The 12,082-nt window shown below is 45.0% G+C and carries 11 protein-coding genes; 7 read left to right on the top strand and 4 right to left on the bottom strand.

Going from position 1 to position 12,082, the window contains the following annotated elements:
* The first annotated feature begins 55 nt into the window (after nucleotides 1-55).
* From IRJ18_RS12045 to IRJ18_RS12025, 5 genes are all read left to right on the top strand, one after another.
* Nucleotides 56-787: an MlaE family ABC transporter permease gene (locus tag IRJ18_RS12045; protein WP_194106446.1), complete on the top strand. Its 732-nt coding sequence runs from the start codon at nucleotides 56-58 to the stop codon at nucleotides 785-787.
* Complete coding sequence (locus tag IRJ18_RS12040) at nucleotides 784-1,536, top strand: ABC transporter ATP-binding protein (protein ID WP_194106445.1); 753 nt, start codon at nucleotides 784-786, stop codon at nucleotides 1,534-1,536. The genes IRJ18_RS12045 and IRJ18_RS12040 overlap by 4 nt, the downstream gene beginning before the upstream one ends.
* A gap of 131 nt (nucleotides 1,537-1,667) precedes the next feature.
* On the top strand, nucleotides 1,668-2,552 hold the full coding sequence (locus IRJ18_RS12035) for a class I SAM-dependent methyltransferase (RefSeq protein WP_194106444.1): 885 nt from the start codon (nucleotides 1,668-1,670) through the stop codon (nucleotides 2,550-2,552).
* 226 nt (nucleotides 2,553-2,778) lie between these two features.
* Nucleotides 2,779-4,362: an N-acyl-D-amino-acid deacylase family protein gene (locus IRJ18_RS12030; RefSeq protein ID WP_194106443.1), complete on the top strand. Its 1,584-nt coding sequence runs from the start codon at nucleotides 2,779-2,781 to the stop codon at nucleotides 4,360-4,362.
* Between the two features lie 12 nt (nucleotides 4,363-4,374).
* Nucleotides 4,375-5,436, top strand: a complete 1,062-nt coding sequence (locus IRJ18_RS12025) for a hypothetical protein (protein ID WP_194106442.1) — start codon at nucleotides 4,375-4,377, stop codon at nucleotides 5,434-5,436.
* Between the two features lie 79 nt (nucleotides 5,437-5,515).
* On the opposite strand, the gene IRJ18_RS12020 is transcribed toward IRJ18_RS12025, so the two are convergent.
* Together IRJ18_RS12020 and ligA are read right to left on the bottom strand one after the other, a co-directional pair.
* Nucleotides 5,516-5,953, bottom strand: a complete 438-nt coding sequence (locus IRJ18_RS12020) for a hypothetical protein (protein ID WP_194106441.1) — start codon at nucleotides 5,951-5,953, stop codon at nucleotides 5,516-5,518.
* Nucleotides 5,954-6,127: 174 nt separating this feature from the next.
* Nucleotides 6,128-8,143: an NAD-dependent DNA ligase LigA gene (gene ligA / locus IRJ18_RS12015; protein WP_194106440.1), complete on the bottom strand. Its 2,016-nt coding sequence runs from the start codon at nucleotides 8,141-8,143 to the stop codon at nucleotides 6,128-6,130.
* 87 nt (nucleotides 8,144-8,230) lie between these two features.
* On the opposite strand from ligA, the gene IRJ18_RS12010 reads away from it, so the two are divergent.
* Nucleotides 8,231-8,692, top strand: coding sequence for a hypothetical protein (locus IRJ18_RS12010; RefSeq protein ID WP_194106439.1), 462 nt, complete (start codon nucleotides 8,231-8,233; stop codon nucleotides 8,690-8,692).
* Between the two features lie 210 nt (nucleotides 8,693-8,902).
* Nucleotides 8,903-9,208 carry a YXWGXW repeat-containing protein gene (locus tag IRJ18_RS12005; RefSeq protein WP_194106438.1) on the top strand — a complete coding sequence of 102 codons (306 nt, stop codon included), beginning with the start codon at nucleotides 8,903-8,905 and terminating at the stop codon, nucleotides 9,206-9,208.
* 123 nt (nucleotides 9,209-9,331) lie between these two features.
* Here IRJ18_RS12005 and IRJ18_RS12000 read toward each other — a convergent pair whose 3' ends face one another.
* On the bottom strand, nucleotides 9,332-10,174 hold the full coding sequence (locus IRJ18_RS12000) for an endonuclease/exonuclease/phosphatase family protein (protein ID WP_194106437.1): 843 nt from the start codon (nucleotides 10,172-10,174) through the stop codon (nucleotides 9,332-9,334).
* A gap of 88 nt (nucleotides 10,175-10,262) precedes the next feature.
* Nucleotides 10,263-12,032, bottom strand: coding sequence for a DUF885 domain-containing protein (locus tag IRJ18_RS11995; protein ID WP_194106436.1), 1,770 nt, complete (start codon nucleotides 12,030-12,032; stop codon nucleotides 10,263-10,265).
* Between the last annotated feature and the right edge of the window lie 50 nt (nucleotides 12,033-12,082).

The following is a 12,082-nucleotide window of genomic DNA, read 5'->3' as shown; positions in this document are numbered from 1 at the left end:
GAGTTAAACTTGAATTAACAAATTATAGTATTTTTAACCGTTTCACTCTAAATACATGTTTACAGCCCTTGGCAAATACATATTATTATTACGTTTAAGCTTTAAAAAACCCGAAAAGTTTAGCGTCTACTGGAACGAGGTAATGCGCGAAATGACCTCTATCGGCATTGGTTCGCTGGGTATTATCGCTATCATATCTGTATTTATTGGCGCTGTGGCTACTATACAGGTGGCTTTCCAGTTGTCCAGTCCGCTGGTGTCCCGCAGTATTGCCGGCAGTATCTCCCGCGACTCGACCATCCTTGAATTTAGCCCTACTATATCGGCGCTGGTATTAGCAGGCAGGGTAGGCAGTAGCATCGCATCGCAAATTGGTACCATGCGCGTAACCGAACAAATCGACGCTTTGGAAATTATGGGGGTAAACGCCCCGGGATTTTTAATAGCGCCTAAAATTATTTCAGGCATATCTATGGTGCCCCTGCTTACTATCATTTCGGTAGCATTGGGCCTAAGCGGCGGTTACCTGGCCTGTGTGTTCACAGGCTCAATTTCGCCAAGCGATTACATCTCAGGTTTACAGGATGGCTTCGACCCTATTATTGTTACTGTGTGTGCGGTAAAATCGATAGCATATGGTTTTATAATTACTTCAATTTGCGCGTATAATGGCTTTTATACCGAGGGCGGCGCGCTGGAAGTTGGCCAGTCGGCTACCCGTGGTGTAGTTTATAGCTGCGTAATGATACTGTTTGCCGACCTTATTATATCAAGCATGCTATTATGATCGAGATCAAAAACATATATAAAACGTTTGGTGAAAATGAGGTGCTGAAAGATATTAGCGCGCAATTTAAACCGGGAAAGAATAATTTGATCATCGGGGGTTCGGGTTCGGGTAAAACTACCTTGCTGAAATGTATTGTTGGCCTGCACCAGCCTACTAAAGGCCAGGTGCTTTTTAATAACGAAGATTTTACTGCCATGAACTTTACCGAGCGTGTACCCATCCGCAAGGAAATTGGCATGCTTTTTCAAAACTCGGCCTTGTTTGATTCTATGACGGTTGAAGAGAACATTATGTTCCCCTTAAACCTGTTTACCGATCAATCGCACGCCGAAAAGCAGGAACGCGCTAATTTTTGCCTGGAACGTGTTAACCTTAAAGATACCAACAAGCTTTACCCGGCCGAGCTTTCGGGCGGGATGAAAAAACGCGTAGGTATTGCACGTGCCATATCCATGCAGCCAAAATACTTGTTTGTAGATGAGCCCAATTCGGGCCTCGACCCCAAAACATCTATCCTGATAGATGAACTGATTGCCGAACTGACCGAAGAGTACGAGATCACCACCGTGATAGTTACCCACGATATGAACTCGGTAATGGGTATCGGCGATCATATTATCTTTTTGCACGACGGCCGGAAATGGTGGGAAGGCAGCAACAAGGAAATAGCCCACACCGACAATAAAGAACTGAACGAGTTTGTATTTGCCAGCAAGTTTATGCGCGCGGCGAAGAATAAGTTGTAGCCCGAAAGGCCGCGTAAGTCAGGAAATCCGAAAGACAGGACTTAGTTTGTGGTGAGTTTTCCACTTTCCCGCTAATTACTACCTTTGCAAATCGACTTAAGACTTACAACTTAAGACTCAAGACTTACAAGATGATCCAACTACTTACGCCCACCCACTGGAAAGATTATGAACTGATTGATTGCGGCGATTTTGAAAAATTAGAGCGTTTTGGCAATGTAGTGCTGATACGCCCCGAACCACAGGCGGTATGGGCCAAGGCCCTGCCTGCAGCTGAATGGCAGCGCTTGCACCATATCAGGTTTAAAGGGCGGTCGGCAACATCGGGCGAATGGGTGAAGAAAAACCCTGCTACGCCCGACCGCTGGCATGTGGAATATAAAAACAACGATGCGGCCATCAAATTCCGCCTGGCGCTAACTTCATTTAAGCATGTAGGTATATTTCCCGAGCAGGCCGTTAACTGGGATTACATCTCATCAAACATAAAAAAGTTTAAAACACCCGAGCCAAAAGTGCTCAACCTGTTTGCCTATACGGGCGGGGCATCGCTAATGGCCCGCGCGGCAGGCGCCGATACTACCCACGTCGATTCGATAAAACAAGTAGTAACCTGGGCTAACGAAAACCAGGAGCTATCGGGATTAAGCAACATCCGCTGGATGGTAGAGGACGCTTTAAAGTTTGTAAAACGCGAGCTAAAACGCGGCAAAAAGTATAACGGAATTATCCTCGATCCACCTGCGTACGGTCACGGCCCTAACGGCGAGAAGTGGAAGCTGGAAGACCATATATTGGAAATGATGCAGGACGTAGTGCAACTGCTGGACCCACAAGAGCATTTCCTGATACTGAATACTTACTCTTTAGGCTTTTCCTCGGTAATTGTAGAAAACCTTATCCGTGGCTCGTTCCCCAAAGTGCAAAACCTGGAAATAGGGGAGCTTTACTTGCAGGCTACATCGGGCGTTAAACTGCCGCTTGGCGTGTTTGGGAAGTTTTTTAAAACGGCGTAATATTTTTTGGCTAAAGCCAACCTATAAAGTTGCTTGTCCGTCCCATAAATGGGACGGCAATGAATGTAGTATTTCTTAATAATATACGCCTGTATGTATGGCCGCAATTATTTGTAAAACATTCATTGCCGTTGACTTTAGTCAACGGTTAAAGAATAAAAGAAAGGGGCTTCAGCCAAATTATTTCTTGTAGATTAGAATCAATAAAATCCCGTATTTTAGCTACATGCGTTATCTGAAACTCCTGCTATTATGTTGCCTGCTGCCTGCCTGGGCCATGGCACAAAATCAATATGATGTCATTATCCGTAACGGCAAGATCATTGACGGTGCCGGTAACCCCTGGTTTTATGGCGATGTAGGTATTTTGAAAAACAAGGTAGTTGCCATTGGCGATCTTTCGAAAGTAAAGGCCGCTAAAAATATCGATGCTACCGGGCTAATCGTAGCGCCGGGGTTTATTGATGTGCACACCCATATTGAAGGTGACGAAAAGAAAACTCCCACGGCCGATAACTTTATTTACGATGGCGTAACTACTGTTATTACCGGCAACTGCGGCGGTTCGGAAATTAACCTGGATAAATATTTCAGGCGCCTGGACAGCATTAAGTTATCTATCAACGTAGCATCGCTTGTGGGGCATAATGATGTGCGCCGGGCTGTATTGGGCCAGGCCGCTGTTACACCCGACGCCGTTCAGCTGAAAAAAATGCAGGATATTGTGGAGCAGGCCATGCGCGATGGCGCGGTGGGTTTCTCAACCGGTTTAATTTATACGCCGGGGCTGTATTCCAAAACGCCCGAAGTGGTGGCTTTAGCCCAGGCAGCGGCTAAATACAAAGGGGTGTATGCTTCGCATATCCGGAACGAAAGCGATAAGGTTTTTGAAGCCATTGCCGAAGCTATAGATATTGGACGCCAGGCAAACATGCCGGTAGAGATATCGCACTTTAAAGTGGGTAAACCCAACTGGAACCGCAGTAATGAAATGATTGCCATGGTTGAAAAAGCCCGTGCCGAAGGCCTGGAAGTGACGGTAGACCAATACCCATATACCGCCAGCAGTACCACATTGAACGTACTATTACCCGATTGGCTGCTGGATGGCGGCCGCGATTCGGTATATAAACGCCTGGACGATCCGGTTATCCATCAAAAGGTGATTAAGGAAATGATCAGCGATATGAAAAAGCGCCAGCGCGATCATTTCGACTATGCTTTTATAGCCCATTGCGATGCCGATACCACACTTAACGGAAAAAACATACAACAGATCAATATCGAAAAAGGCCGTAAAAATAATATTCCTAACGAGATTGAAACCATACTGGATATCACCAAACTTGGAAGCGCGGCAATGGTTTTCCATGGGATGAATGAGGATGACGTAAAAAACATTATGAAATACCCGCTGGCCATGGTAGCATCCGATTCGGGCATCCGTTTATTTGGCTCGGGCGTTCCCCACCCGCGTGGATATGGCACAAATGCCCGCGTATTGGGGCATTACGTGCGCGAAGAAAAAGTGCTGCGCCTGGAAGATGCGGTGCGGAAAATGACCTCGCTGCCAGCGCAAAAATTCCACCTGGCTGGCAGGGGTTTATTACAGCCCGGTATGTTTGCCGATGTGGTGGTGTTTGATGCCGCAACGGTTAACGATGAATCGACCTATGCAAAGCCGCATGCCTATTCACAGGGCTTTAAATATGTGTTGGTTAACGGGATTGTAACTGTTGATAACTTTAAGCATAATGGTAACAGAAATGGTGCTATTTTGCGTGGCCCAGGATACACACAAAACCTGTAAATAAAACAATAAATGAAATTCAAGAATTTACTTTTATCAGTACCGTTACTGCTGTTGTCTTTAGCCTTATTTTCAAACTGTAAAAATGGCACACCGGCAAATAAAACGCTTGCCACCGCCAATACAGCTGCAAAACCTGCCGAAGCTGCACCTGCAGCCGATACAACGCCGGTTAAAGTAGTTTATCCGCCCATTGATAAGAAGGAGTACGACTCGTTAATGAAACGCATGGCGCATAACGATACTACCGGCAGGTGGCCTGTAAAAAACACACCGTACCCATTGCCTGGCGCTATTTTACCATACAAACGTATCATTGCGTTTTATGGTAACCTGTATGCAAAGAAAATGGGTATTTTAGGTGAGATACCGCCAAACGAAATGCTGGCCAAACTAAAAGGCGAAGTAAAAAACTGGCAGCGTGCCGATCCTAAAACGCCAACCATTCCAGCATTACATTACATTGCTGTAGTAGCCAGCGGCGATCCCGGCAAGGATGGTAAATATCGTAACCGCATGCCGCTTAGGCAAATTGATACCGTGTTAAAACTGGCTAAAAAAATAAATGCTATTGTGTTTATTGATGTGCAGGTAGCTTTAAGTAATATCCACACAGAACTGCCATTGTTAGAGAAATACCTGGCTTTGCCGAATGTACATTTTGGTATGGACCCTGAGTTTTCTATGAAAGATGGTTCAAGACCGGGTAAAAAGATTGGTACTTACGATGCTGAGGATATTAATTACGTTTCAAACTATCTGAAAGGTTTAGTGAACAAATATCACCTGCCGCCCAAAATTTTAATAGTGCACCGCTTTACTAAAAAGATGGTAACCAACTATAAGAACATCAAGCTGCGCCCCGAAGTTCAATTAGTGATGGACATGGACGGCTGGGGCGAACCTGACCTGAAAGAGGGCACCTGGCGCTACTTTATCCAGGGCGAACCTGTGCAGTTCACCGGCTTTAAATTGTTCTACAAAAACGATATTAAGAAGGCCCCGCACCACATGCTAACGCCACAGGAGGTATTGAAGAAATCACCTTACCCAATGTATATTCAGTATCAGTAAGAATTACCTATAAAAACAAAAAGGCGCAATAAGCGCCTTTTTGTTTTTATATACATTACCTCAGGGGTGAGAGGGAATATTATGTTTCTATATGTTCCGGCTCGTCGTCACTTTGTTGGGTGCTGTTGCCGCTATCCCATTGCCCCTGTTGCTCTTGTTGTTCCTGCTGGTTACTATTACCGCCAACCTTTTGCTGGTCTGCCGTTTCCTGCGGGCCAGGTATATTATTTGTTGGCTGCGCCGCGTCGTAATCGGGTTCACCTTGCTGATATGCGGCTTTAAAGTTGTTGTTAGCGGTATCCTCTTCGGTTGGCGCTACCCGGTTAAAGTAGGCATTGGTGTTACCCGCATAGCGCGATGGATTGTCTTTATCATCGCCCATGGTTGGCTTACCATCCCTGCCAAAATTGTGGCCGCCCATAGGCTGGCCTTCCATGCCCGAAAGGTTCCGGTCCTTATGCTGCACTGCGGATTGATCGTCCTGTTCGTCCCGCAAGTTATTTTGGTTATATAACATGGCTTATGCTTTACTGTATATAGTAAAGCATTTGGGGTTGGTTTTTGTTTTGAAAATTTAGAAGAAGCTATATATAAGCGTCATTGCGAGGAACGAAGCAATATCCAAACTATGCAAACCGCTCTGCTAATCGGGAGATTGCTTCGTTCCTCGCAATGACGGATCTTTGACTGCTTACCCTATCATCGTCAATAATTCCGCATCGCTGATAATAGGGATGTTTAGCTTGGTGGCCTTCTCCAGTTTGGCGGGGCCCATATTATCGCCCGCTACTAAATAATTTAATTTGGCAGATATGCTGCTTAAAATTTTACCGCCATTAGCCTCTATCATATCCTTCAATTCATCGCGCGAGAACTGTTCAAATGTGCCCGAGATAATAAAGTTCATACCCGATAGCTTATCACTGGCCAAAACCACTTCTTTATCGTCGGCTACAAATTGCAAGCCCTGGGCACGCAGTTTTTCAATCTGTTCACGGTGTTGGTTATCGCTAAAATATTCTATCAGGCTTTGGGCTATGCGCTCGCCAATTTCTTCGGTGGTGGTCAGCTCCTCTAAACTTGCTGCCATCAGGTTGTCAATAGTTTTAAAGTGCGCTACCAGCTTTTTGGCTACAGTTTCGCCCACGTAACGGATGCCCAAGCCAAACAGCACTTTTTCAAACGGCATTTGCTTCGATTTCTCTATGCCTTCCAGCATATTATTAATGGATTGTTCGCCAAAGCGGTCCATCTTTTTCAACTCGTCGGTATGCTTATGCAACTCATACAGATCGCTGATATGGCGGATAAAGCCCCGGTTGTACAACGTATTAATAGTTTCATCGCCAAGGCCGTCAATATTCATGGCTTTGCGGCCAATAAAGTGCTGTATCTTACCAGTTATTTGCGGGGGGCAGCCTTCATCGTTAGGGCAATAAAAGGCGGCTTCACCTTCCTTGCGCAGCAACTCGGTACCGCATACAGGGCAGTTGGTTACATATTGTATAGGTTCGGCATCAGGCCTGCGCTTATCCAGGTTTACCCCGATGATCTTCGGGATGATCTCGCCGCCTTTTTCTACATAAACGGTATCATGTTCGTGTAGTTTCAGGCGTTCCATTATCTCATCGGCATTGTGCAGGGTGGCGCGTTTAACAGTAGTGCCAGCAAGCAAAACAGGCTTTAAATTAGCCACGGGGGTAACTGCCCCGGTACGGCCCACCTGGTAGGTAACCTGCAATAATTCGGTCTCCACCCGTTCTGCTTTAAATTTATAGGATATTGCCCATCGCGGCGATTTTGCTGTATAACCCAGTTCCTGCTGCTGCGCATAGCTGTTTACTTTAATAACAATGCCGTCTATATCGTAACTCAGGTTATGGCGCTCCTTATCCCAATAGGTTATAAATTCAAAAACTTCATCGATGTTTTTACACAGTTTATTATGCTCGTTCACATGGAAGCCCCAGCTTTTCACAGCCTGCAGGCTTTCCCAATGGGTTTTAAATAATTGCTTTTCGGTATACAGGAAATAAAGGAAACAATCCAGCGGACGCCTGGCAACTTCGGTACTATCCTGCAATTTCACCGTGCCCGATGCAAAATTGCGCGGATTAGCATAAGGTACCTCGCCGTTCTCTATACGCTCGTTATTCAAACGTTCAAAGGCTTTCAGGTGCATAAACACCTCGCCCCGAATTTCAAACTCATCCGGATAATTTCCTTGCTTTAGTTTTTTAGGCACATTATGGATGGTGCGGATATTTGTGGTCACATCATCGCCCTGCACGCCATCGCCACGGGTAACGGCGCGCAAAAGCTGGCCATCTTTATAGGTGAGGCTCATGCTTAAGCCATCGTATTTAAGCTCGACAACATATTCGAAATTATCGCCAATGGCCTTACGGATACGCTGATCAAAGTCGATCAGTTCCTGCTGGTTATAGGTGTTGCCAAGCGATAGCATAGGCCAGCGGTGCCGCACGGTTTGAAATTCTTTAGTGATCTCGCCGCCAACTTTTTGAGTAGGCGAGTCGGGCAATAAAAACTCGGGGAACTGCTTTTCCAGTGCGGATAGTTCTTCTAATTTTTTATCAAACTCATAATCGGATATGGCAGGCATGGCCAGTACATAATAATTGTAGCTGTGCTGTTTTAACTCCTGCGAAAGTGTTTCAATACGTTGTTTGGCTTCAACTGGTGACATGGTAGCGAAGATAATAATTGTTCATGATGATGGTTCATGGTTAATGGGGAAATTATAACAAACAAAATAAAGTCAATATCTTTAATCATGAACTGGGAACAACTTAGAGAAAATATTTACTTTATTGATGGGTCGTTGAGGGATATATACATTTTTGATACAACTGAAAAAGATTGGCAAATTTGGGTCGAGTTTGTAAATGAAAATTATCCGGTAACTTTCCCAAACTACGATCTGGCGACCAAGCAAACACAAATTGATTTTAATAAAGTATTAAAAGGTTGGGATGATTTAGACGCAGACCGTTATACAGCGAGTGTTTATTTAGACGGTATTAAAGTAAATGCGCATTTTTTTATAGAAAGCGAAATTGAAAATGATATTACACCTACCGAGATCAATTCGATAGACGACCACTTGAAACTTTTAGAATATATGAAGAAAGTTTCGACTCTTTTAAATAAGAAAGTCGTTCTAACGCCTGAAAACATGCCTAACGAAGTGTTGATAATGGTATACCATTATGAAGTAATCATTACCTTATCATAATCATGTGGCGATGCCTACGGCCCGGGCTATACGTGGCTGCGTTTCGGGCCCATAATCTGAACGCAAATCCATCGCTCCGGCTAAACCACTACTATCCCTATCGCTGGAAATTTGTTGAAAAGATAGAATCACCTACTATAGTCCATGGACTTTTTTTAAACCAATTGCCGATTGCATTGTCATATATTTCAATAAAACTAAAATACCGATATGAAAACAATCTGGAAAAGTTTAATGGTAGCCGCTGCATTAACAGCCGCCGTTAATGTTAGTGAAGCACAAATAGTAGTAAGGGCGCGTTTAGGCCGCCCGGTAAATAGAGTAGTGGTACGCCGCCCGCCGGCACCATCGCCAAGGCACGTATGGGTTGAAGAAGACTGGACACCACGCGGCCGTAGTTATGTATGGCATGGCGGTTATTGGGCTGCGCCACCACGTCCACATGCCGTATGGGTACCAGGCCATTGGGACCGCCGTCGCGGTGGTTACGTGTGGGTTCCAGGTATGTGGAGATAATTCTTTAAGCCTTAAGTTCTGAGTTAAAGTCTTGAGGCGAAGTTTCTAAATGAAAAGTCCGAAGTAGTGAATACTTAGTTGCTAATGCAATTAACTCACAACTTCGGACTTTTGACTTTGATACTACCTGCTCAAAATCACCACCACGGGGTAATGGTCTGATGGTAGTTTGCCACGGTAGGTATTGGTTAAAATAGCATAGCGCAGCGGCTTAAAATGTTTGGTCACAAAAATATGGTCGATCCGGCGGTATTGGCTATCAGTGTTGATCTGGAAATCGTTAAACGTGCCCTGGGTGGCCAATTTTACCGGCGCCAGCAGGTAGCAATCCTTCAATAAGCCGGAATCGTTAAGTGTTGAGTAAGCGTCCGATTTTTGATCGGTGTTGAAATCGCCGGTCAGGATGGTGGGGATATCACCGGTCATTTGCTTCATTTTCGCCATGATCAGCTTTGCACTTTCGCGACGCGCAACTACACCCATATGGTCCATATGCACGTTAAAGAAATTGAACACATAGCCTGTTTTTATTTCCCTGAACTGCGCCCAGGTACATACCCGGGTCAGTGCCGCATCCCAGCCTACATTAGGGTGTTCCGTATCGGTAGGCGATAGCCAGAAATTGCCGCTTTTTAGCAGCTTAAATTTAGCCGTCTTATAAAATATTGCCGAGTGTTCGCCCTTATCACCGCCATCGCGGCCTATGCCCAGCCATTTATAACCCGGCAGGCTATCGGCCAGGTTATCCAGCATAGGGCGTAACCCTTCCTGCGTACCAAAAATATCCCAATCGTTAAACCGGATGATCTGCGCTATAACCGGGTAGCGTTGCCCCCCGCCATTTCCCCGCGCCGAGTCGGTAGCATTGGCATAACGCAGGTTATAGGTGCCAATGTTTAATTGCTGCGCAATGGCTGTGCTAAAAAATAACACGAATAGAATGAGTGATAGGAACGCTTTTTTCATAGTGATAAATTATTATGTACAAACATACATACATTAACCATATTTACGGCAAAGCTGGTGTTAACTTTTTAATAAGCTTATTATAATTCTATTTTGCACCATTATCGGCAGGTTTATTGCCCAGCATTACTTCTTTAATGTATTTAACCGGGGCGCTGCCAAAGCTTAAAAACCGCTCGTTAAACTCTTTCACGGTATATTTATCGCCCAGCTTTTTGCGGTAAGCGTCGCGCAGGTCGATGATTTCTTTATAACCCGCGTAGTAACTGGTAAGCTGTACGCTGGTAACACTTACCCTGCGCCATTTGCCTTCGGCTTCAGCCTTTTGCTGAAAAGCTTCGCGGGTAAGGAATTTAACACAGGCGTCTTTATCCATATTGCCGGTATGTACGCTATAGTCAACTATGGTGTTACATATCGACCGCAAATTCCATTTATACCACATCAGCCACATTTCGGGCTCGTTATTGCCAAAGCCGTTTTCCAGCATCATCTGTTCTGCAAATACCGCCCAGCCCTCAATCATAGCGCCGTTACCTAATACCGATTTTATCAGACTGGGCGATTTATTAGCGTAAACCAATTGGGTATAATGGCCAGGTATAGCTTCGTGAATGCATAGGATCTGCAAAATGTATTGGTTATACTCGCGCAAATAGCTTTCCGCTTTTTCGGGCGACCAACCCGCAAGGCTGCCTACATTGTAATAGGTATTGCCATTTTTATCATACGGTCCCGGCGAACTGATAGACGCGCCCGCAACGCCGGCCATATAAGCAGGCTCTTTACGGATCACCAGCGGCTTGCTGTCGTCAAGGGTGATCAGGTTTTTAGCTTTAATAAACGATACCAGTTGCGGTATTTCCTTTTCTATTGCCCCTTGAAATTCATCGGGTTTTACATGCTTAGCCGATAAGGTATCTATCATTTGTGCTATCATTTGCAAGCTATCTTTAGGCATTGGGGCCTGGCCAAAATATTTAGGCCATAGTTTAACACAAATTTTAGCCATATAGCCATGCAGGTCTTTTTTACGCTCCACGGCCGCGTTGTATAGCTGTTGGGCAGTCCCGGCAGATTGGATATGATATTTAAATTTACCCTCGTACAACTCCTTACCCAGGCGGAAACTGCGCGGGTGGTCGTTCTTCATGTTTTTTAGCCAGGTGGCAAAGTTCTTTATCACATCGGCCGATGCCTGGGCGCGGGCCAGCATTTGTTTCTGCTCGGCCGCCGGAATGTTTGTTTTCTTTAGGGAATCGGCAAAATCTTTTTCAATTACACTTACCCCGCCGGTTAGTTGCTCAACAGTCAGTGTTGTCAGTTCGGGTACGGGGTTTTTAATTTGCTTCTGCGCCTCTTTATAATAGGCAGGGATAGCTTCCATTTTTTGATAAAAACTACGCAAGCGTTTGGCAAGCGGCGCATAATGCTCATTAAGAATATGCGCAAAACTGCCGATAACATTATATGTGCCCGGGTTCCATTCATAAGCTTTTTCCTGCTGCAGGGCCCATTGTGTGGCATCCAGCTGGTTTTGAATCATCTTGTAATCCATGCGGTTAGCATCCGATAAAGTGCCCGGGTTATATTTGGCCAGCGAATCCATTTGCACCTTAGTGAAATTGAGCATAGCCGACCGGCTTGATGAATTTGGGATAACCAATACGCTATCGTATTTATGGTAGCCTACTTCTGTAGCCCAGTTTGGGTCAAGCTTCCATAGGGCATCTAAAAAATGAGTTTCATAGGCTGTAAAGGCATCATTATCTACCTGGCCCTGGGGCAGGGTGCTGCCATCCTTTTTACAGGCATATACCAGCAGCACTATAATAAATATGGGGATCAGTTTTTTCACCGGTTTTTCAATTTTTGATTGGCGTTATAAACTTAAAACTTTTAGGCGGA

Source organism: Mucilaginibacter boryungensis, from assembly GCF_015221995.1.
Taxonomy (GTDB): Bacteria; Bacteroidota; Bacteroidia; order Sphingobacteriales; family Sphingobacteriaceae; genus Mucilaginibacter; species Mucilaginibacter boryungensis.
The sequence above is the reverse complement of the archived record's forward strand: the minus strand, read 5'-3'. Positions and strand labels throughout refer to the sequence as shown.

Coding starts and splice junctions, on each gene's coding strand:
- IRJ18_RS12030 (WP_194106443.1), top strand. CDS start 2,779: ATGCGTTATCTGAAACTCCTGCTATTATGTTGCCTGCTGCCTGCCTGG.
- IRJ18_RS12000 (WP_194106437.1), bottom strand. CDS start 10,174: ATGAAAAAAGCGTTCCTATCACTCATTCTATTCGTGTTATTTTTTAGC.
- IRJ18_RS12010 (WP_194106439.1), top strand. CDS start 8,231: ATGAACTGGGAACAACTTAGAGAAAATATTTACTTTATTGATGGGTCG.
- IRJ18_RS12035 (WP_194106444.1), top strand. CDS start 1,668: ATGATCCAACTACTTACGCCCACCCACTGGAAAGATTATGAACTGATT.
- IRJ18_RS12040 (WP_194106445.1), top strand. CDS start 784: ATGATCGAGATCAAAAACATATATAAAACGTTTGGTGAAAATGAGGTG.
- IRJ18_RS12020 (WP_194106441.1), bottom strand. CDS start 5,953: ATGTTATATAACCAAAATAACTTGCGGGACGAACAGGACGATCAATCC.
- IRJ18_RS12025 (WP_194106442.1), top strand. CDS start 4,375: ATGAAATTCAAGAATTTACTTTTATCAGTACCGTTACTGCTGTTGTCT.
- IRJ18_RS12045 (WP_194106446.1), top strand. CDS start 56: ATGTTTACAGCCCTTGGCAAATACATATTATTATTACGTTTAAGCTTT.
- ligA (WP_194106440.1), bottom strand. CDS start 8,143: ATGTCACCAGTTGAAGCCAAACAACGTATTGAAACACTTTCGCAGGAG.
- IRJ18_RS12005 (WP_194106438.1), top strand. CDS start 8,903: ATGAAAACAATCTGGAAAAGTTTAATGGTAGCCGCTGCATTAACAGCC.